The sequence below is a fragment of the Kitasatospora paranensis genome (assembly GCF_039544005.1).
GTDB lineage: Bacteria > Actinomycetota > Actinomycetes > Streptomycetales > Streptomycetaceae > Kitasatospora > Kitasatospora paranensis.
This window is the reverse complement of the sequence record NZ_BAABKV010000001.1, coordinates 1,011,914-1,032,324: the sequence shown is the minus strand read 5'-3', so window position 1 is coordinate 1,032,324 and position 20,411 is coordinate 1,011,914. Positions and strand designations below refer to the sequence as shown.

Annotated in this window: 17 protein-coding genes and 1 pseudogene; 5 read left to right on the top strand and 13 right to left on the bottom strand. The window is 76.2% G+C overall.

The window, feature by feature from the left end; translation table 11 throughout:
* Window positions 1–100 precede the first annotated feature (100 nt).
* From ABEB13_RS05220 to ABEB13_RS05185, 8 genes and pseudogenes are all read right to left on the bottom strand, one after another.
* Window positions 101–1,168 carry an NAD(P)/FAD-dependent oxidoreductase gene (locus tag ABEB13_RS05220; protein WP_345704490.1) on the bottom strand — a complete coding sequence of 356 codons (1,068 nt, stop codon included), beginning with the start codon at window positions 1,166–1,168 and terminating at the stop codon, window positions 101–103.
* Window positions 1,165–2,007 carry a hypothetical protein gene (locus ABEB13_RS05215; protein ID WP_345704489.1) on the bottom strand — a complete coding sequence of 281 codons (843 nt, stop codon included), beginning with the start codon at window positions 2,005–2,007 and terminating at the stop codon, window positions 1,165–1,167. The genes ABEB13_RS05220 and ABEB13_RS05215 overlap by 4 nt, the downstream gene beginning before the upstream one ends.
* Window positions 2,008–2,192: 185 nt before the next feature.
* Window positions 2,193–2,798 carry a histidine phosphatase family protein gene (locus ABEB13_RS05210; protein WP_345704488.1) on the bottom strand — a complete coding sequence of 202 codons (606 nt, stop codon included), beginning with the start codon at window positions 2,796–2,798 and terminating at the stop codon, window positions 2,193–2,195.
* A 79-nt stretch (window positions 2,799–2,877) separates the two neighbouring features.
* Complete coding sequence (locus ABEB13_RS05205; RefSeq protein WP_345704487.1) at window positions 2,878–3,408, bottom strand: hypothetical protein; 531 nt, start codon at window positions 3,406–3,408, stop codon at window positions 2,878–2,880.
* A 59-nt stretch (window positions 3,409–3,467) separates the two neighbouring features.
* Window positions 3,468–4,313 (bottom strand): hypothetical protein, encoded by an 846-nt coding sequence (locus tag ABEB13_RS05200; protein WP_345704486.1) that lies wholly within the window; start codon window positions 4,311–4,313, stop codon window positions 3,468–3,470.
* A 109-nt stretch (window positions 4,314–4,422) separates the two neighbouring features.
* Complete coding sequence (locus ABEB13_RS05195; protein WP_345709545.1) at window positions 4,423–4,854, bottom strand: PP2C family protein-serine/threonine phosphatase; 432 nt, start codon at window positions 4,852–4,854, stop codon at window positions 4,423–4,425.
* Window positions 4,851–6,416, bottom strand: coding sequence for a SpoIIE family protein phosphatase (locus ABEB13_RS05190; protein ID WP_345704485.1), 1,566 nt, complete (start codon window positions 6,414–6,416; stop codon window positions 4,851–4,853). Before ABEB13_RS05190 ends, ABEB13_RS05195 begins: the two co-directional genes overlap by 4 nt.
* Before the next feature lie 351 nt (window positions 6,417–6,767).
* Window positions 6,768–7,726 (bottom strand): annotated as a pseudogene (locus ABEB13_RS05185) (NAD-dependent epimerase/dehydratase family protein).
* A gap of 155 nt (window positions 7,727–7,881) precedes the next feature.
* Here ABEB13_RS05185 and ABEB13_RS05180 point away from each other — a divergent pair.
* Window positions 7,882–8,598 (top strand): TetR/AcrR family transcriptional regulator, encoded by a 717-nt coding sequence (locus tag ABEB13_RS05180; protein WP_345704484.1) that lies wholly within the window; start codon window positions 7,882–7,884, stop codon window positions 8,596–8,598.
* A gap of 27 nt (window positions 8,599–8,625) precedes the next feature.
* Here ABEB13_RS05180 and ddaH read toward each other — a convergent pair whose 3' ends face one another.
* The 3 genes from ddaH to ABEB13_RS05165 form a co-directional block, all read right to left on the bottom strand.
* Entirely contained in the window at window positions 8,626–9,468 is an 843-nt protein-coding gene (gene ddaH, locus ABEB13_RS05175; RefSeq protein ID WP_380232533.1) for a dimethylargininase, read from the bottom strand.
* A 45-nt stretch (window positions 9,469–9,513) separates the two neighbouring features.
* Window positions 9,514–10,095 carry a response regulator transcription factor gene (locus tag ABEB13_RS05170; protein ID WP_345704483.1) on the bottom strand — a complete coding sequence of 194 codons (582 nt, stop codon included), beginning with the start codon at window positions 10,093–10,095 and terminating at the stop codon, window positions 9,514–9,516.
* 100 nt (window positions 10,096–10,195) lie between these two features.
* Window positions 10,196–10,822, bottom strand: coding sequence for a helix-turn-helix transcriptional regulator (locus ABEB13_RS05165; RefSeq protein ID WP_345704482.1), 627 nt, complete (start codon window positions 10,820–10,822; stop codon window positions 10,196–10,198).
* 378 nt (window positions 10,823–11,200) lie between these two features.
* On the opposite strand from ABEB13_RS05165, the gene ABEB13_RS05160 reads away from it, so the two are divergent.
* The 4 genes from ABEB13_RS05160 to ABEB13_RS05145 all read left to right on the top strand — a co-directional run bounded on the left by ABEB13_RS05160 (window position 11,201) and on the right by ABEB13_RS05145 (window position 17,781).
* On the top strand, window positions 11,201–14,332 hold the full coding sequence (locus tag ABEB13_RS05160) for a type 2 lanthipeptide synthetase LanM family protein (RefSeq protein ID WP_345704481.1): 3,132 nt from the start codon (window positions 11,201–11,203) through the stop codon (window positions 14,330–14,332).
* Between the two features lie 199 nt (window positions 14,333–14,531).
* Window positions 14,532–14,753 (top strand): hypothetical protein, encoded by a 222-nt coding sequence (locus ABEB13_RS05155; RefSeq protein ID WP_345704480.1) that lies wholly within the window; start codon window positions 14,532–14,534, stop codon window positions 14,751–14,753.
* A gap of 125 nt (window positions 14,754–14,878) precedes the next feature.
* Window positions 14,879–16,711 carry an ATP-binding protein gene (locus ABEB13_RS05150; protein ID WP_345704479.1) on the top strand — a complete coding sequence of 611 codons (1,833 nt, stop codon included), beginning with the start codon at window positions 14,879–14,881 and terminating at the stop codon, window positions 16,709–16,711.
* Window positions 16,645–17,781, top strand: coding sequence for a LuxR C-terminal-related transcriptional regulator (locus tag ABEB13_RS05145; RefSeq protein ID WP_345704478.1), 1,137 nt, complete (start codon window positions 16,645–16,647; stop codon window positions 17,779–17,781). The genes ABEB13_RS05150 and ABEB13_RS05145 overlap by 67 nt, the downstream gene beginning before the upstream one ends.
* Window positions 17,782–17,821: 40 nt before the next feature.
* Here the strand turns inward: ABEB13_RS05145 and ABEB13_RS05140 are convergent, their stop codons facing one another.
* Together ABEB13_RS05140 and ABEB13_RS05135 are read right to left on the bottom strand one after the other, a co-directional pair.
* On the bottom strand, window positions 17,822–19,099 hold the full coding sequence (locus tag ABEB13_RS05140) for an MFS transporter (protein ID WP_345704477.1): 1,278 nt from the start codon (window positions 19,097–19,099) through the stop codon (window positions 17,822–17,824).
* 62 nt (window positions 19,100–19,161) lie between these two features.
* Window positions 19,162–20,388 (bottom strand): cytochrome P450, encoded by a 1,227-nt coding sequence (locus ABEB13_RS05135; RefSeq protein WP_345704476.1) that lies wholly within the window; start codon window positions 20,386–20,388, stop codon window positions 19,162–19,164.
* Window positions 20,389–20,411: the final 23 nt, after the last annotated feature.

Here is a 20,411-nt window from a genome sequence, read left to right as displayed (position 1 = left end):
ACAGAGGGCCAGAGGGCCAGAGAGCCGGGGTCAGGGCGGACGGTTGGGTGCGCGACTTCGAGGACAGCGACTTCGAGGACAGCGACTTCTAGGACAGCGTCTACGAGGAGAGCGTCCTCCGACCGGTCGACCGGGCCCGCCGCCCCGCGGCCTCGGGCGCATCCATCGACCGCGCCGGCGGGCGGGTCAGCAAAACGCGGCCGAGCACCGCAGGAGCGAACAGGCGCTGCGGCGGGTCCTGCAGGTTGGCCACGCGCAGGAACGCGCGTCCCACCGACGGGTGCGCCGCGGCGGCGCGGTGCAGGCGCGCGACATAGCGGTTGAGCAGCCGCACACGCGCCGTCCGCGGGCCCTCGACGAACGGGAACCGCAGGTCGCCGCCGACGGACATGTCCCACGGCACGTCGGTGATGCGGGCGGCGCGTCGGAAGAAGCGCCCGGCGAGCCCGTCCCCCGGGTTCTGCGCGAGGCACTCCCGCAGGGCGGCGGCCTCGCACGCGGCGACCGTCATGCCCTGCCCGTACGAGGGGTTGAACTGGCAGAGTGCGTCGCCGAGCACCAGATAGCCCTCCGGGAACCGCTCCAGCCGCTCGTACCGGTGGCGGACGGAGACCGGGATGCGCATCAGGCGCGGGGCGCTCAGCGGTTCGAGCCGCTGCAGCAGGTGGTACAGGTCCGGCACGGGCAGCCGGGCCGCGAACGCGTGGTAGCCGGCCGGGTCGGTGGGCGGCACGTCGTCGGCCATGCCGAAGAGCGTGACCAGCCAGCGGTCGCCCTCGGCACTGAGCGCCACGCCGCCGCGCGGCGCGTCCGCCTCCGCCCCGACGAGGTACGCGTCCGCCTCCGCGTCGTCCGGCCGTCGCCGGTACTCCCGTGAGACGTACACCAGACCGGAGTCGATCCGCTCCTCCGGGGCGGGGTCGTAGCCCAGCGCGCGCAGCCAGGTGGCACCGCGGTTGCCGCGTCCGGTGGCGTCCACGAAGAGTTCGGCGGCCACCACCTCGGGCTCGGAGTTCACCCGCAGCAGCCGCACCCCGGTGATCCGTCCCCCGGCCCCGTCGGCGCCTTCGGCCACCGGCTCGACGACCTCGCAGCGCTCGTGGATCTCCACACCGGGGAGGGCGGCCACCCGGGACCGCAGGTAGTGCTCCAGCTCGGGCCGGCTCACCAGCAGACACGGCAACTGCGAGGCACCCGGCTGCAATCGGTGGCCGTCGTTGAACCACCGCACGTCCGCCTGCGCGTCCCGGACGAGCGCCCCGCGCGCGGCCAGATCGACGGCCAGACCCGGGAAGAGCTCCTGCAGTACCTCGAAGCCCCGGGAGAGCAGCCCGTGCGCGTGGCGGCTCTGAGGTACGCCGCGGCGCGGGCCCCGGCCGCGGACAGCGCGTCGCGGTCGATCAGACTGACCCGCCCGTACGTCTCGCTCAGGACGCGTGCGGCCAGCAGCCCGCCGATCCCCGCCCCGGCGACGACCGCGTGCCCGGCGCCGCTGCTGCCGTGGCTCATGCCGCTGCTCTTGCCGCCGGTGCCGTCGCCGGCTCTGGTGTCCTCGTCCACGGTGCCCCCTCGTCGTTGCCGCGACGAGCATGCACCGGGCCGGTTGACGGCGGATTGGCGTTCGATTGCCGACCGCCTGGGTGGGTGGCGGTCATCGGCGCGGACAGCCGCGCGGCAGGGATGCGGCGTCCTGGGCCGTGCGATGTCAGTGGCCGGGTCGACGGCCTCGCGCAGCCGGGTCAGGACGGCGGCGGTTGCCTCGCGGGTCACGGCATCCCCCTCGTGGTCGAGGTGGTCGGCGAGGAGCTCCACCGCGGCGGCGATCACCGCGGCGGGCAGCACCACCTCGCGCAGCGCGAGCAGTTGGGAAGCGGCGCGCTGACCCGCAGTGAGCGGGGAGCGCTGCGCCGGCGGCACGCGGGTGCCGCCGCGGGTGGTGGCGGGTTGTTCATGGCCGGCCGGCGGTGCGACGGGCTTGCGGTGCCCGGAGTCGAGAGCGTCAGGCACGGCCGGCCACCCCCGTACGCCCAGGCCGGACCGGTCGGCGGGGGAGGAGCGGCATCCGGGGCAGAGTCGTCATACCCGCACCAACCCCCGCCGTCCCCGCCCGGTTACGCCCCGGACGGCCGGATGTGTGCAGCGCCCGACGCGGGGTGCGACCGGGGACGGCCAGGACCTCGCCCGGCCCGCTGCTACGGGACGTTCCAGGCGGAGATGACCGGCTGCCCGTGCTCGACGGCCAGGAAACCGAGAGTGCCCGGGGCCGGATGGCCGAGCAGGCGGGCGGCGGAGGCGTCGAGCCCGAGCCAGCGCACGGTGAGCACGCGCGCCAGATGGCCGTGAGCGACCACGGCGACGTCGCCCGCCTCCAGCAGCGGCCGGATCCGGTCCAGTGCCGCGTCCGTGCGCGCGGCCACCTGCTGGAGCTGCTCGCCGGTATGGGCGGTGCCGCCGGGGTGGGCGGTGCCGCCGGGGAGGACACCGTCCCGCCACAGATCCCATCCGGGCCGCGTCTGCCGGATCTGCTCGGCGGTCAGGCCTTCGTAGCCGCCGTAGTCCCACTCCACCAGGTCCGGATCGGGCGTGACACCGGCCAGGCCCGCGAGCTCGGCCGTCCGCATCGCACGGCTCAGCGGACTGCTGAACACCGCGACCGGACGACGCAGGGCCAGCCTCGGCGCGAGCGCCCTGGCTGTGGCCTCACCCGCATCGGTCAGCGCAACGTCGGTACGGCCGGCGTGCCGACCCGACAGGCTCCATTCGGTCTGGCCGTGCCGGACAACGATCAGCTCTCCCATGGCCGTGCACGATAGCCCCGGCTGTCGCGCCGACGCCATCCCGTAAGGAGGTTGTCAGGTCGTCAGGACGGCGGGAGCGTCACCACCGGGGGTTCCTGACGATCGGGCAGGTGTTCCACAGGGCTGTGCCGGCGGTGAGCAGGTCGATCACGGCGCGCTGTTCCGCGGGTGTCCACCGGCGGTCCGGTGGTGCTTCGAAGATGGCGTGGTAGGCGCTGTCGTGGACGGGGCCCTGGGCGGGCAGCAGGTCGGCCACGGCCGTGCCGGACTCCGGGGACAGGCCGCGGGCCAGGTCCTCGAAGAAGTTCCATGCGCACAGGACTTCGCCCCACGGCGGCCGCCGGCGCGCGGGGTCGGCCAGCCAGTGCTGGACCCGCTCCAGTTCCAGGGTGTGGTACTCGGGAGTCTCCAGGGCCAGGCCGCCGCGCCGCAGACGGGCCGTCGCCTGCCGGCCCGTCACGAAGATCGGTACCCGGGGGCCGTCTGTCCCCGGCTCGGTGAGCACCCGGTCGTCCGACCCGTCCGTACCGTTCACCCACACCACCAGGCCGCTGCGCTCACGGCCGCGTATCCGGTAGGGGTAGAGGCCCCCGTCGTGCTGCCCGGCCATCCGTGCTGTCCTCTCCTGTGCGGTCGCTCCGTGCCGTCCCTCCCTGTCGGGCGGCCCGGTCAGCTGGGCGTCCCGGCCAGGACCGCGTCGGTCAGCGGGGTGAGCCCGCCGACCAGGGCGTTGAAGTCGCTGCTCCGGCCGTCCGCCCACTGGGCGAGGCCGACCAGCAGGGTGTGGCCCCGGCCGGCGAACGTCTGGACGAGACCGCTGTCGGCGGGCAGGGCGCGCAGCCCGGAGTCCTTCGGCGGCTCCTGGACGGCGACCTGGTGGTCGTCCGGGCGGGTGCCGAGCGTCATGGCCAGCGTGACCGCCTCCACCGGGTCCTTGAGAGTGAACAGCACCAGGGTGAACCGGTCGCCCCCGGCGTCCCGGTAGAGGGCGGTGTCCACGCCGAGGCAGCCGTGGCCCCGGGCGAGCAGCCCGGCGAGGGTGGGTGCGACGGTGTCCGGGTCGGTGCAGCTCGGGTGGGTGGCCTTGGCCAGCAGGGTGTGGCCCCGGACCTGGGCCGGGAAGACCGAGAGCGGTGCGGCGGCGGTCGGCGTCGCACCGGAGGCCACCCCCGGAGCCGTCGCGGAAGCCGCCGCGGACCCGCTCGGAGCGGTCACGGAGGGCGGTGCCGCCCCGGTCGCCGAGGACACCGAACGCACGGCCGGGCTCCCGCCGGGCCCGGGCCAGAGCAGGAACGCGGACAGGCCGCTCAGCACCGCCAGGCCGGCCGCCAGTGCGGCCGCCAGTGCGGCCGCCCACGGCCTGCGGCGGCTGCGGGCGGGCCCGGTCGTCCGTCCGGCCTGCCGTTCGGCCGCGGTCGGTTCGTGTGCCGCGTTGTTCTTCCCGAACTCCCGGTCGAACTCGGCCCACAGCCCGTCGTCGGTCCCGTGATCGTCGTTGGTCCCATGATCGGCCACAGGCGCACCCTAGATGATCGATTCCCCGGGGTTCAACGGCTCTGCACCGTCGGCTGGCAACCGCCGGCCCCGCTCCCGCCCCCGGGCAGGGCCCGGTCAGGGCCCCCGCTCAGTGCCCGGCCGCCGACGGCTCGACCGGACGGGCCCGGAAGGCGATCATCGCGGTGTCGTCCCGCCCGTCGCTGAGCTCCTGGAGCCGGTGGAGCAGCGGCTCCAGGGCCAGGTGGCGGTGGCCGGCGGCGGCGACGGCGAGCTGCCGCAGCCCTTCGCCGATCTGGGCCGTCGGCCGTTCCACCAGGCCGTCCGTGAAGAGCAACAGCGTGTCGCCGGGCGCGAGGAGCACCTGCTGGACGGTCCGCGCCGTGCCGGGGGCGACGCACAGCGGCGGGTCCTGCTCGGCGGCGGTGAGGAACCGGGCGGGCCCCGAGGCGGGCAGCAGCAGCGGGGGCGGATGGCCGGCATTCGACCAGGCCGCCAGCCAGCCGCGGTCGGTGGGGGTGAGACGGGTGTGGATGGCGGTGGCGAACGCCGCGACCGTCAGGCCGTCGCCGACGTTGTCGAGCTGGGCGAGGACGTCCGCCGGTGTCTTCCCGGGGGCCTGTTGTACGCAAGGGCGCGCAGCATGCTGCGCATCTGTCCCATGGCCGTCGCCGCGTTCAGGTCGTGGCCCGCGACGTCGCCGATGTCGAGGACGACGGCGCCGTCCGGCAGCACGAAGGCGTCGTACCAGTCGCCGCCGATCTCGGCGGTGGTCGCGGCCGGCTGGTAGTGCGCGGCGATCTCGGCCCCGGGGACGGCGGGCGTGGGGGAGAGCTGGGCGCGCTGCAGGGTGAGTGCGGTCTGCCGGGCGCGCTGGTGGTCGAGGGCCTGGCGCAGCGGCCGTTGCGCGGTCTGGAGGACCTCGCGGAGCAGGGCGAGGTCGGCCTTGCTGGGAGGCGGGCTGTTGCCGCAGCTCGCGGCGGCGGCATAGGCGAGCACCGTGCCGTCGACGGTCATCGGGATGATCGCGAGGCTGGTGGCGCGGGTCGCGGTGAGCCATCGCATCGAGACCTCCGGCACGATGCCCGGCGGCACCCGCCCGACCGGGAAGCCGATCAGGAAGGGCTCGCCGTCCGTGATTGCCCGAGCGGCCTCGGGGCCGAGCACGACGCTCTGGTGGCGCATCGCGGGCGGTGCGGCCAGGCCCGCGCGGGTGGCGGTGGCGATCCGGGAGGCGGTCAGCGCGCCCCCGGGTTGCTGCTCGGCGCCCTGCGGGAGCAGTAGGACGAGGCAGGCGTCGGTGAGCTCGGGGACGACGACGCGGGCCATGGCGCCGAAGGCGTCGGTCAGGCTGTGGCCGGTGGCGTCCGCGACCTGGGCCAGCAGGCGCTGGCGCAGCCGGGCACGCCAGTGGTCCTCGATGTCCGCGGTGGCGCCGATCCACTCGGTGACGGTGCCGCTCTCGTCGGCGACCGGGACGGCGCGTGAGCGGACGTGCCGGAACTCGCCGGAGGCGGCCCGGACGCGGAACGAGCACTGGAACATCGGGGTCGCCCCGGTCGCGGCGTCCCGCCAGGCGCCGAGCAGCCGCGCCCGGTCGCGCGGGTGGATGGAGTGCAGCCATCCTGGGCCGACCCGCGGCCGCCACGGCGTGCCGGTGAACCGCTCCCAGCCGGGGACGAGTTCGGCAGCGGTGCCGTCCGGGCGCAGCACCCACACCATCTGGGAGACGGCGGAGACCAGGGCCCGGTACCGGCGCAGGGCCACCGCCTCGGCGGTGGTGTCGATGGCGAGGGCCAGGACGCCCGGGCCCTCGGGGGTGGTGACGGGGCTGGCGCTGTAGACGAAGTGCCGACGTCCGGGGGCGGTCGGGGCGGTGGTGCGGGCGGCGGTGACCTGGCGGGCCCGGTGCCGGTCGCGGACGTCGTCCAGCAGGGCGAGGAACGGGTCGGCCTCGGGCTCGGGGAAGGCCAGCCGGGCCGGCAGGCCGTTGGTGCGCCCGCCGAACAGGGCGGCGAAGGCCCGGTTGTGGTAGATCAGCCGGTGGTCCCGGCCGGCCATGACCGCGACCGCGACGATCGCCGTGTCGAACGCTTTCGGGTCGAGGAGGGGGTGGTCGTCCACGTGCGTCGGCCACCTTCCAGCACACACGTGGGGCGCGCGGGAGCGCGCCCGGGAACGGTAGGGGAGCGGGCAGGGAGAAGGCAGGGGGTGAGGAGTCGTCCCTCCGGTCGGGGGTGTCGGGACCGCCGGCGCAGCGGTCCCAGTCTCCTCCCACCCTGTCCCGTCGGACGGCGCTCCGCCCGCCGGGCTCGGCCGCCCCGGTGAGGGCGGGGCCGGGCGGCCCGTTCCCCGACGGCCGCCCGGCCCGCGCCGCGCCTCCGGGCCTCCGGGCCTCCGGGCCTCCGGGCCTCCGGGCCTCCGGGCCTCCAGGCCTCCAGGGCTCCCGGCTTCCTGCCGCTCCCGGCCCGCCGGTCAGTGGCCGGCGGGCGGCTGCGCCTGCGCGGCCAGGAAGGCGCGGTACCAGGCCACGGTGGCGGCCAGCCCCTCGGTGAGCGGGGTCGGGGCCTCGCCGAACGTCCGCTCGAACGCGGAGGAGTCCATCACCTGCGGCTCGGTGTGCTGGTAGAAGAGCTCGGCGTACTCGGCCATGAAACCCTCGTCGAACGGCCCCCACGGGCGGGGGAGTCCAGCAGGTGGGTCTCGAACGGCACGCCGGTCAGCTGTCCGACGAGGTCGAGGGTGTGCCGGACGGTGGGGGCGGCGACGGTGGGCAGGTGCCACACCCGGCCGAAGGCGTCCGGCTCCTCGCCGAGCCGGGCGAGGCCGCGGGCGACGTCGCCGATGTAGGTGAAGCTGTGCGGCATGTCGAGGCTGCCCAGGGCGAGCGCCGTGCCGCCGCTCAGGGCCGCGGGGAAGGTGGCCGCGCCGAGGCTGGAGTTGAGCACCCGCGGGCCGTAGAAGTCGGCGGCCCGGGCGAGCACGACCCGGGCGCGGCCCTCCTCGTGGGCGCGCAGGTAGGCCGCGTCCAGTTCGGCGCGCATCCGGCCCTTGCGGGAGGTGGCGCGCCAGGGGGTGTCCTCGGTGAGGGGCTCGCCGAGGGACGGACCGTACGGGTACAGGGTGTCCATCACCACCAGGCGCGCGCCGGTGTCCTGCACCGCGTCGAGCAGGACCTTCTGGAGCCGGGGCATCACCTCCACCTGGAGCTCGTACGCGACGTTGACGCAGTGGTGGACGACGTCGGCGCCCTCGATCGCGCGGCGGGCGGCGGCCGGGTCGCCGAGGTCGGCGGCGACGGCCTCGGCGCCGGGGAGCCCGCCGCGGCCGCTGCGGTCGACGGTGCGGACGCGGTGGCCGCGGCGGAGCAGTTCCTCGGCGAGGGTGGTGCCGGCGGGGCCGGTGCCGAGCACGACGTGGAGCGGAGCGGACATGGCGGTTCCCTTGGTCGCGGTGGATGCGATGGCTATAGCCACATTCTAGAGTTAGAACCTCTAACTCTGTCTATAGTGTGTGTCGCCGATCACGTGCGCACGCCGTCCCGTCACCCGTGCAGACCGCACGCCGCCAGCAGAAGGAGCCGACCGCGATGCCCGACAGCGCTCAGACGCCGCGCCAGCGGTACCGGGCCCAGGTCCAGGACGAGATCAAGCAGGCCGCCCTGGACCAGATCGCGGAGGGCGGCACCGGCGCACTCAGCCTCAACGCCATCGCCAAGTCGATGGGGGTCTCCGGGCCCGCGCTCTACAAGTACTTCCGCAACCGCGACGACCTGCTGACCGCCCTCATCGAGGACGGCTACGGCGACGTCGCCGCAGCCGTCCGGGGCGCCGCGGAAGGGGCCGCCCAACTGCCCGCCCGGGCCCGGCTGCACGCGCTCGCCGAGGCCTACCGGGCCTGGGCGCTCGGCCAGCCGCACCGCTACCTGCTGCTGGCCGGCACCCCGTCGGCGGGCTACCAGGCCCCGCCGCACACCGTCGACAGCGCCCGCGCCGTCCTCGGCCCCTTCCTGGCCGTCCTGGGGGCGGGCCGGCCGTGGCCCGCCGCCGAGGCCCTGCACGGTGGCCTGCGCCGGTGGGTCGAGGAGACGCCGGCCGTCGGCGCCTGGGTGCACGAACACGCACCGCAGGCCGATCCGGTGCCCGTCCTCGCCGCGGTCCTCGTCCTCTGGTCCCGCCTGCACGGCGTCGTCAGTCTGGAGGTCGAGGGCCACTACCAGGGGATGGGGCACGACCCCGGCGCGCTGCTCGCCGTCGAGATGGACGCGCTCGCCGACGCGCTCGGCCTGGCGCCGGTGGCCCGCTGAACCCCGGCCGGGTCGCCGCCGGCCCGGTCAGGGGCGCAGCTCCAGGGTGCAGCACTTGACGCTGCCGCCGCCCTTGAGCAGCTCCGACAGGTCGACCGGCCGCGGCCGGTAGCCGCGGGCCCGGAGCTGACCGGCCAGGTCCTGGGCGGCCTCCGGGAGGAAGACGTTCAGCCCGTCGCACACGGCGTTCAGGCCGAAGGCCGCGGCGTCGGCGGGCGAGGCGAGCAGGGCGTCCGGGAAGACCCGGCGCAGTACGGACCGGCTGCCCGGGGAGAACGCCTCGGGGTTGTACATGATCTCGTCGCCGTCCAGCACGGCCAGGGCCGTGTCCAGGTGGTAGTAGCGCGGGTCGACGAGGTCGAGCCCCAGCACCGGGCGGCCGAAGAACTCCTGCGCCTCCAGGTGGGCGAGCGGGGTGCTCCGGAAGCCGCGGCCGGCGAGGATCCAGCTCCGGGTGGCGAGGAAGTCGCCCTCGCCCTCGTTCACGTGCTCCGGGTCGCGGAGCCGGCCGAAGCCGTGCTCGCGGAACCACCGCAGGTACGCCGGGCCCTCCTCGGCCCGTTCCGGGTTGCGGAAACGGGCGCCCAGTACCCGGCCGTCGACCACGGTGGCGCCGTTCGCCGCGTACACCATGTCGGGCAGGCCCGGGACGGGCTCGATCAGTTCGACGGTGTGGCCGGCCTCGGTGTAGCGGGCCAGCAGCCGCTCCCACTGGGCCACGGCGAGGGCCGTGTCGACCGGCTTGCTCGGGTCCATCCACGGGTTGATCGCGTAGCGCACCTCGAAGAACTCCGGGCGGCACATCAGGTACCGGCGGTGGCGGGCGGTGCGGCGGACGGTCGCCGGCGGCGCGGCGTGGTGCGTGGTCACGGCTACTCCATGTCGGAAGAGGGGAGTTCGGCGGCGGGCTGCGCGTCAGATGAGTCCGTGGCGCACCGCGTGGGCGACCGCGTGGGCGCGGTTGCGGGCCTGCAGACGGGCCATCAGTTCGTAGATGACGTTCTTGACGGTGTGTTCGGAGCAGCACAGGGTGCGGGCGATCACCGCGTTCCCGTGGCCGTCGGCCATCAGGTCGAGTACGGCGGTCTGCCGTGCGGTCAGCGGGGACCCGGCGGTGGGGGCCTCCGGGCGCGGCCCGGCCGTCCCGGCCCCGGCGAGGAGCTGGGTGAGTGCCGCGTACGGCATCCGGCCGTCGCCGTGGTGGGCGCCGTGCACGGCGGCGGCGAGCTGCGCCGGGGTCAGGTCCGCGGACCTCAGCACGGCCGCGGCCCCGGCCCGGATCGCCAGCCGCAGTCCGCCGGGGGTCACGGTGTCGCAGACCACCAGCAGCCGGCGGCGGCCGGCGCCCGAGCCTGCCCGCAGGGCCTCCTCGACACCCGTCCCGGCGGCCACCCAGACGGTGTCCGCCCCGAGGGCGGGGCGGGGGCTCGCGGCGATTCCGGCCCGGCCCAGCAGCGCGGCGACCCGTGCCGCACCGGGGCCGGCGGCGACGTACACCTGCGGGGACCCGGGCTGCGGGCCGCCGGGCCGGTCGGCGGCGGTCGGCGGGGCGGCCGTGCGGGGGAGTACGGCCAGGGGGCACGTTCGGCGAGGATCGTCACAGCAGACCTGCCCTCAGGGCGTAGGCGACGGCGTGGGCGCGGTTGCGCAGCCGGAACCGCTGGGTGATGTCGTGCACGACGGTCGTCACCGTGCGCTGGGAGTAGGCGAGGCACTGCGCGATCTCGCTCGTCTCGTGGCCGTCGGCGACCATCCGCAGCACCGAGCGCTCCCGGTCGGACAGCCCCGCCGCGGCCCACCCCGCCGGCGTGCCGGAGGCGTCCCGGCCGGGTGCGGCCGACTGCTCCAGCAGCCGGTCCAGCAGGTCCGGCGGCAGCGTGCAGTCGCCGCGGGCGGCGGCCAGGACGGCCCGGGCCAGCCGCGGCGGGTCGGCCTCCCGGCGCCGCAGCAGGGCCCGGGCGCCGGCGGCGAGGGCGTGCAGCGCCTCGCCGGGAGCCAGTTCGCTGGCGACCAGGACGACGGCCGGCCGGGCCGCCGTGTCGCGGGTGGCGCGCAGCATGTCCAGCTCGGTACGGGCGAAGCGGTCCACGGTCATCACCACGACCCGCGGCTGCTCTCCGGGCGCCGCCACGGACAGGTCCGGACAGACGGCCAACGTGCTCTCGGTACCGGCTTCCAGCACCGGGTCGAGGGCGACGACGCTGACAGGCAGGGGTTCTCCCACGGGTCCTCCGAAGGTCATCCGCCCGGCGATCGGTGCGGCGGAGCGGGCAGGGGGCGGTGACATCAGGCTGCGGTCCGGGGGCGGGCGGCGGCATCGGGAGCCTCCCCCACCTTTGTCCGCGCCGCCGTCGCGCTCTGCGCGGCCGCCCCCATCCGCCCGTCGCGGCCGGGCGGCCCAGGGCCCGGCGGAGCGTCAGGGCGGCTGCCCGGCCCCCGGGTCGGGACCGCGCCGACCAGCACCGACGGCCCGTCGGGCGCCGCCGGCGCGGGGCCGCCCCCGCCCCGGGCGCGGCGGACATGGGGGCTTCTGGGGGGCCGCCGCAGAATATGGGGGTCCGACCCCCATGCGGGGGGTCGGGCACTCTGGGACGTTGTTCCTGTGACTGATCCCGCCACTCTCCGAGAGACCCGGACCCCGACCCTGCCGCAGTGGTGGTGGGCGCGGGGGCTGACGCTGAGCGAGCGTCTGGCCGCGCCGGGGAGCCCGGCCGCCGCGCCCGCCGCCGCGCCGGGCCGCCGCCCGGTGCCGTGGGCGCTCGGGGACCGGGTCGGCTTCACCGCCCGACTGGCCAGCCTCGGGCTCGGCGACGACCTCGCCTCCGCCCTCGGGGACGAACTCCCCGGCCGCCTCGGCGCCCGGGCCGCGAAGCCCCGCTGGGCGGAGACCGTCGAGCGGGCGGTGGCCGCGGCCCACGACCTGCCGGCCGCCCCCGGCCGGTCGGCCGCCGACGGCCCGGCGGCGTTCCTGCCGGCCGTGCACCCGCTGATCGCCTCCTCCTGGGCCGACGCGGCCGCCCGGATCGACCTGCCCGAGGCCGAACACGCCGCCGTGCGGCAGGCGTTCGAGGAGGCCCTGGGGCGGCAGCTGGTGCGGCAGGCCGCCCGCACCCTGGTCAAGGAGCTGCACCTGGCCCGCACCGAGGGCCGGCTCGCGGGCGCCACCCCGCAGGACCGCTTCGCCGCGTTCACCGCCGGCGTCGGCACCCGGCAGGGTCTCGCCGACCTGTTCACCCGCTACCCGGTGCTGGCCCGGATGCTCGGTCAGACCGCGTTCGACGCGGCCCGGGCGGTGGCGGAGCTCGCCGAGCGGTACCGGGCCGACCGGGACCGGCTGGTCGCCGAGCTGTTCCACGGCACCGACCCGGGCACCCTCGTCCGGGTGGACCTCGGCCGCGGCGACGCCCACCAGGGCAACCGCTCCGTGGCGCTGCTGCACTTCGCGAACGGCGGCGCCGTCGTCCACAAGCCGCGTCCGGTGGAGCAGCACGCCCTGCTCGACGGCGCGGTCGGCTGGCTCAACGGCAAGGTGCCCGGGCTGGGCCTGCGCACCCCGCGCTCGGTGCGCGGCGACGGCTACGGCTGGCTGGAGTTCGTCGAGCACCGCTGGTGCGGCTCGGTCACCGAGGCGGACGCCTTCTACCGCCGCCAGGGCGCGCTGCTGGCGCTGCTGTACGCGGTGGACGGCGCCGACATGCACTACGAGAACGTCATCGCCTGCGGCGACCAGCCGGTGCTGGTGGACGCCGAGACGCTGTTCCACACCGGGCTGCCGTCCGCGACCACCACGGGCAGCGACCCGGCGGCCGACGCGCTGAACGCCTCGGTGCACCGCACCTGCCTGCTGCCGCACCTGCTGATCGGCGAGAACGGCGCGCTCGACATTTCCGCCCTCGGCCGCGACGACAGCGGCGCCTACCCGAGCGACGGCGTCCGCTGGGAGGGCGCCGGCACCGACACGATGCGCCTGGTCCGCGGCCCGGTGGAGAGCCCGGCCGGCCAGAACCAGCCGCTGCCGCCCGGCCGCAGGGCCGGCCACGCGGACCACCGCGCCGCACTGATGGAGGGCTTCCGGGCCGGGTACGACGCGATCGCCGAGCACCGCGACGAACTCCTCGCGGCGGACGGCTTCCCGGCCCGTTGGGCGGACACCCCCGCCCGGCTGATCGTCCGCTCGACCCGGCTGTACATCACGCTGCTGGAGGAGTCCACCCACCCCGACCTGCTGCGCGACGCGCTCGCCCGGGACTCGGTGTTCGCCGTGCTGTGGACGGAGTCCGCCGGCGACCCGGCCCGGCAGCGGCTGATCGAGCACGAGATCGCCGACCTGTGGCGCGGCGACGTGCCGCTGTTCTTCCACCACCCGGCGGACACCGCCGTCCGGACGTCCCGCGGCACCCGCCTGGAGGGGCTGCTGCCCGAGCCGGCCCTCGGCGCCGTCCGCGGCAAGATCGCCGCGATGAACGAGGTGGACCGCTACGACCAGGAGTGGGTGATCGCCGCGACGCTGGCCGTCAGCAGCGCCAACTCGCCGGCCGGGAAGCCCCGTTCCGAGCTCGCCGTGCGGCCCTCGCCGGCCGTGGTGCCGGAGCCGGCCCGGCTGCTCACCGCCGCCTGCGGCATCGCCGACGAGATCACCGCCCGCGCGGTGCACGGCGGCGGCCGGGTCAACTGGCTCGGCCTGGAGCGGGTCGCCGGGACGCACTGGGCGGTGCTGCCGATGGGCGGCGGTCTCGCCCAGGGGTACTGCGGCGTGGCGCTGTTCCTCGCCCAGATCGGTGCCCTGGCCGGGGCCGAGCGGTACACCGCGCTGGCCCGGGAGGCCGTCCGGCCGCTGCCCGCCCTGCTCTCCGCGCTGGTCGCCGACCCGGAGCTGAGCGCCGCGGTCGGGCCGGGCGCCCTCAACGGACTCGGCGGCATCGTCTACGCCCTGCTGCGACTGTCGGACCTGCTGGGCGAGGACGTCGCCGACTGCCTGCCCGACGCGCTGACCGCCCTCGCGGACGCCGCCTGGACCGCCCCCGACGAGGTCGGCCGCACCGGCCTCGCCGACGGCACCGCCGGCGCGCTCGCCGCCGCCGTCCTGGCCCACCGGGCCACCCGCAGCGACCAGGCCGCGGGGCTGGCCCGCCGGCTCGCCGGGCGGCTGCTCACCCGCGCCTCGGACGCCGCCGCGGTGCCCGGCTTCGCGCACGGCGCCGCCGGCACCGGCTGGGCGCTGCTGCGCTACGCCGCCCACGGGCCCGACCGCGGGCCGGCCGCCGAGCCGTACGCGGCCGCCGGCGCCGCGCTGCTGCGGTCGGCGCTGGCCACCGCCGTGCGCCGGGGCACCGACCTCTCCTGGCACTCCGGCCTCGCCGGGGTCGTCACGGCCGCGGCGGACGTCCTGCCCGGGGCGGGCCGGCCGGAGCCGGGCGGCCTCCTGGACCGCAGCGTCCGGCTGCTCGCCGACGCCGACACGGGGGGTGACCTGAGCCTGCGTCACGGCGCCCTCGGCACCCTGGAGGCCCTGGCCGCACTCGCCGGCCGCGGCCACACCGGGGCCGGCGACCTCCTCACCCGCCGCACCGGCGAGGTCCTGGGCCTCATCGAGGAGCAGGGCCACCGCTGCGGAACCCCCGACCACGTGCCCTCGCCCGGGCTGCTCACCGGCCTCGCCGGCATCGGATACGCCCTGCTCAGGCTGGGCCACCCGGAGAGCGTCCCCTCCGTCCTGCTCCTCGACCGCCGCTGACCCGCTCCCCACCACCCGCGGCACCCCGGCTCCACCCGACCGCCCGGCCCGACCACCCGCGGCACCCCGGCTCCACCCGACCGCCCGGCCCCACCCCACCGCATGCTCCGCGCCACCCGACCGGTGCTCACCCGCCGATCGACCGTCATCACCCGTCGCCTGCCGCCGAACCCGCGCAGGCCACCGAAGGACTCCCGCCATGAACAAGACCGCCGTCGACGCCGCGTCCGCCCTCGCCGCCACCACCGACCAGGCCGTCCCCGCCGTCCTCGACGCCGACCAGGACCCGGCCGGCGGGATCGCCCTCTCCGGCCGCAACCGGGCCTGCGCCCGCGCCCGGGTGCTGGCCGGACTGGTGCTCACCAGCGGCATCGTGATCACCCTCAGCTCGATCGACACCTCGGTGTCGGCGCCCCACTGATCCTCGGCCGCCCCGGGTGCGGGTCCGCTGCGTCGCGGATCCGCACCGCTCCGTCACCACCCGTCGCCACCTGTGGATGCGACGTGGTCTGACGGTGATGGGTACGTATCAACTACTATCCGGTCATGCGTTCCCATGCGCCCTATGTCATCGGTCGTGACGCGGAGTTGCGTCACCTGCAGCAGGCGCTCGCCGGAGCGCGGCAGCAGCGCGGCGGGGTCGTCTTCCTGGTCGGCGAGGCGGGCATCGGCAAATCCCGGCTGGCCGCCGAGGCGGTGGGTGCCGCCTTCGACTCCGGGATGCGGGTGCTGCGCGGCCGCAGCAGCACCACCGGCCCCACCGTGCCGTTCCGGCCGCTCACCGAGGCCCTGATGTCGCTGTTCCGCAGCGGGGAGCCGATCGACGACCTGGCACTCGGCCCCTACCGGCCCGTCCTCGGCCGCCTCATACCGGACTGGAACACCGGGGACCACGAGAGCAGTTCGATGGTGATCCTCGGCGAGGCCGTCCTGCGGCTGCTCATCGGCGCCGGCAAGGGACGCGGCCAACTGCTCCTGCTGGAGGACCTGCACGACGCCGACCCGGAGACGCTGGCCGTCGTCGAGTACCTGGTCGACAACCTCGAGTACACGCCCGTGCTGCTGCTGGCGACGATCCGCACCGAGTTCTGCGACGCCCTCGACCTGGCCGCCTCGGCCCGCCGCCGCGGCACCGGCACCGTCCTCGAACTGCCCCCGCTCACCCGGCCCCAGATGCAGGACCTGATCGCCGCCCAGCTGGGCACCGAACCCGACCGGGTGCCGCCGGAGGCGCTGGAGCGGCTCTGCGACGACAGCGCCGGCAGCCCGTTCCTGGTCGAGGAACTGCTCCAGTCGATGATCAGCGGCGGAGCGCTCGTCCAGGGCGCCGAGGGCTGGCGGGTCGTCGGCGACCTGCGCAGCGACGTCTCCACCGCCCTCGCGCGCGGCATCCTGCGGCGGATCGACCGGCTCGGCCCGCAGGGGCTGACCCTGCTCTCCGCCGCCGCCGTGCTCGGCCGGCGCTTCCCGCTGACGGTGCTGCAGCGGATGACCGGCATCGACGACCGCAGCCTGCTCAGCCACCTGCACGCCGGGGCGGCCGCCCAGCTCGTCGTGCCCGACGGGCCGTCACCCGACTGGTACGCCTTCCGTCACCCGCTCACCGTCGAGGCACTGTTCACCCAGCTGACCCCCGGGACGCGGGCCGAACTGGCCGGCCGGGCCGCCGACGCCGTCCAGGAGCTGCACCCGGATCTGCCCGGCGAATGGTGCCCGCTGGTCGCCGAACTGCGGGCCCAGGCGGGCGACCCGGCCGAGGCCGGCCGCCTGCTCGCCGAGGCCGGCCGGCGCGCCCTGGCGGACGGCGCGATCGGCTCCGCGATCACCCTGCTCGACCGCGCCGAACGGCTGCTGGCCGGCGGCGCGGACGCCGCCAGCCGGGCCGAGGTCCTGGAGTCGCTGCTGCCCGCACTCGCCGAGGCCGGCGACTTCGCCCGCGCCTTCGACCTCGCCGAGCACCTGCACGCCCTCGGCGGCGCCGGCCTCGGCGCCCCCGCCTCGCCGCGTTGCACACCCGGCTGGCCAAGGTCGCCCACACCGCGGGCCGCTGGGCGGACGGCAACCGCCAGATCGCCCGCGCCCGCACCGTGCTCGGCCCGGCCCCCGACGAGGCCGTCGCCGCGGCGGTCGACGTCGCCGCGGCCTATCTGGCCCTCGACACCCCCGGCGCCGACCGCACCCAGCAGGCCGAGAAGCTCGCCCGCTCCGCCGTCGAGGCGGCGCAGCGGCACGAACTGTCCACCGTCGCCTGCCAGGCCTGGGAACTGCTCGCCTCGGTGGCCCGCGAACGCGACCCGGGCGAGGCCCACGCCATGTTGGAACAGGCCCTGTCCACCGCCGAACGCCACCAGCTCCCGCTCCAGCGCATGTACGCGCTGACCCGGATCGGCGGCAACGCCTGGCTCGCCGACGGCGACACCGCGGGGCTGGCCGCCGCCCGCGACGAGGCGCTGCGGCTCGGCTCCGCCACCATCGTCTACACCATCGACGGGATCCTGATCCTCGACGCCGTGCTGCGCGGCGACTTCACCACCGCCAGGGCCGGCGCCGACGAGTGCCTGACCGTCGTCCGGCGTCTGCGGCTCGCCCCGGCCGTCCGCTACGTCCTGATGGCGAAGGCCACCCTCGCCGCCCACCTCGGCGACCGGGCGGCCATGGACGAGGCGCTGTCCGCGTTCGCGGCCTGGGACGGCGCGGGCTCCCAGGAGGAGCCGCTCACCCTCGGCCTGGCCCGGGCGTTCTGCGCCCTCATGGAGGAGGACCGGGAGCAGGCCGTCCGCGAACTGCGGGCCGTCGCCGACCTGGAGCGCGACAACCCCACCACCTACTACCTCGGCGGCGCCCACGGCATCGCCCTGCTGCTCGACGTGCTCTCCGGCGACGCCGACCGCGCCCGGCAGGAGCCGGCCGCCGCCACCGCGCCCGGACGGATGCGCTGGAACCGCCAGTTCGTCCTGCTCGCCGAGGCCGTCCTGCTCGGCCGCGAGGGCCGGCCCCGGGAGGCCGAGGCCGCCGTCGCCCAGGCCCTGCTCGCCGCCGAGCCCTACCCCACCACCCTCCACCTCGGCCTGCGCCTGGTGGCCGACGCCGCGCACGCCGACGGCTGGGGCGAGCCGGTGGCCTGGCTGCGCCGCGCCGAACACCACTTCCACCAGCACGACGTGCCCGCGGTCGCCAACGCCTGCCGGGCCGCGCTGCGCCGCCAGGGCGCCCCCGTCCACCAGCACCGCACGGGCACCAGCCGGATCCCCGAGGAGCTGCGCGCCCTCGGGGTGACCGTCCGGGAGTTCGAGGTCTTCGTGCTGCTCGCCGAACGCCTCGGCAACAAGGACATCGCCGACCGCCTCTACATCTCGCCGCGCACCGTGGAGAAGCACATCGCCGCACTGATGGCCAAGACCGGCGAGCCCAACCGGGCTGCGCTGTGCGCCCGTTCGGCGGCCCTGTAGACCGGGCCGGCGACGCGCGCACGCCGGCCGGGGGCGGCTGTCAGCGCATCTCGCGGACGGCCCGCGAGGACAGCACGCCGAGCGCCGTCACGGCCAGCACCAGCGCCACCCCGCCGAACATGACGCCGGTGCCGACCTGCGCCAGGGCGCCGCAGACGACCAGGGAGACGGGGGCGGCCGCGTAGCCGAGGACCATGTCCACCGAGATCACCCGGCTGAGCACCGACTGCGGGATGTTGCGCTGGATCCAGCTGAGCCCGAAGACCCCCTGGAAGCCGATCGCGAAGCCCATCATCAGCACGGTGGCGACCGCCGCCGGAGCACTGTCGAGGATGCCCAGCAGCGCCATCCCGGCGCCGAGCCAGCCCGCCAGCGCGGCGACCAGCAGGCCCACCCGCGGGCGGCCGCCGACCGCGCCGCCGGCCAGCGTGCCGAGCATCGCCCCGCCCGCCAGCGCACCGTTGAGCAGGCCCAGGGTGGCCGAACCGCCGTGCAGGGCGGCCCTGGCCAGCGTCGCGAAGCCGACGGTGAACGGCCCGGCGTAACAGAAGTTCACCGCCGTGTCGAGGACGAGCACGGTGCGCAGCCGCGGGTCGTCCCAGGTGTAGCGCAGCCCGGCCCTGATCCGCGTGGCGAGCGAGTCGCCCGGCGCGGCGGCGGGTGCGGCGGGCGACTCGGCGGGCTCCGCGGGGCTCACGGCGGGTGCCTTCGGGGCCGTCCGGATCCGGGCGACGCACAGGCCGCACAGCGCGAAGCAGACCCCGTCGACGACGAAGGCGATCGGTGCCCGGGACAGTGCCACCACCAGGCCGCCGACCGCGGGGCCGAGCACCGCGGCGACCCTGGTGCCCGTCCCGAGCAGGGCGTTGGCCGGGGTCAGCAGCTCCTTGTCCACCACCGAGGGCAGGATCGACACCCGGGCCGGTTGGAAGAAGGCGTCGACGGTGCCGAACGCGGCGGCGGCCGCGCACAGCATCCAGATCGTCAGGGTGCCGGTCAGCCCGGCCACGCCGACCGCCGCCATCAGCGCCGCCCGGGCCCAACTGGAGTACGCCATCAGGGTGCGCGCGGACAGCCGGTCGCCGAGCGAGCCACCGACCAGGGTCAGCAGCGCCCGGGGCACCGCCTGCAGGGTCAGCACCCAGCCGAGGGTGAGGGTGGAGTGGGTGAGGCTCAGCGTGATCCAGGAGAACGCGATGAAGCTGAAGCCGTCGCCGAGCAGGGAGAGGGACTGGCCCAGCCACAGCAGCCGGAAGGCGGGCAGCCGGGCGGGGGTCCACAACCGCGGGCCGGCGGGTGCCAGGGTGGTCGTCGCCATCGTCGGACCTTTCGTCGGGCGGTGCGGGGGCGGGCCGCGCGGGCCCGCCCCCGCACCGGGGGTCAGTAGCGGACGGGCAGCGTGGTGAGGCTGCGGTTGAGCAGGGACGGCTGCCAGGACAGCGGTCGTCCGGTGAGCGCCAGCCCCGGGTAGTCCCGCACCAGGACGCCGACCACCGCGCCCGCCACCAGCCGGGCCAGCGCGGCCCCGATGCAGAAGTGGGCGCCGAAACCGAAGCCGAGGTGGGTGCCGGCCTCGCGCCGGACGTCGAACACGTCCGGCTCCGGGAAGCGCCCCGGGTCGCGGTTGGCCGCCGCGGTGACCAGGAAGATCCGGTCGCCGGCGCGGACGGCGTGGCCGTCCAGGTCGAGGTCGCGGGCGGCCGTCCGGACGGACATCTTGGACGGGCCGTCGAGCCGCAGCGCCTCCTCCACGGCCGCGCCCACCAGCTGCGGTTCGGCGCGGACGGCGGCCAGCTGGTCGGGGCGGTGCAGCAGCGCGAGGACGGTGTTGACGATCAGGTTGCTGGTCGTCTCACCGCCGGCGAACGCCATCTGGGTGAGCAGGCCGACGAACTCCTCCTCGCTCACCGAGTCGCCGATCCGCCCGCCCGCCAGCACCGAGCTGATCAGGTCGTCCTGCGACTGTGCCCGGCGCTCGGCGACGAGCCCGGCCAGGTACTCCTCCAGGCTGACCAGCGACTGGAGCGAGGTGCGGTACTCGCGCTCCTCCTGGGCGGCGCCCAGGACGAGGTCGCCGACCCGGGCGTTCCAGTACCAGAAGGACGGCCCGTGCGCCTGCGGGACGCCCAGCCAGCGGGCGAACACCAGGGCCGGCAGAGGCTTGGCGATGTCGGCCGCCAGGTCGCCCGTGCGGCCGGGCGCCGCGCGGCGGGCGAGCATCGCGCCGGTGGCCCGCTCGGTGAAGGTGCGGTACCGGCCGATCGCGCGGGCGGCGAACTGCTCCTGGAACACCTGCCGCAGCCGGCGGTGCTGCGGCGGGTCGTTGAAGACCATCCAGCGGGAGAGGATCGTGAAGGCGCGCTCGGCGTCCTCACGGGCACCCTGCGGGACGGCGTCCATCAGCGGCCGGACCCGCTCCGCGGAGATGTCGGGGTCGCGCAGGCAGTGCACCACCTGCTCGTACCCGGTGACCAGCCAGGCCCGGTGCATGGCGCTCCAGTACACCGGCGCGTGGTCGCGCAGGGCGTTGAGGTAGCCGTACGGGTCGGCGTTGACGGCCGGGTCCAGCAGGTACCGCTCGGTGAAACGGGTCGTGGTGAGGGTCATCGCCGGGCCTCCGCACCGATCGT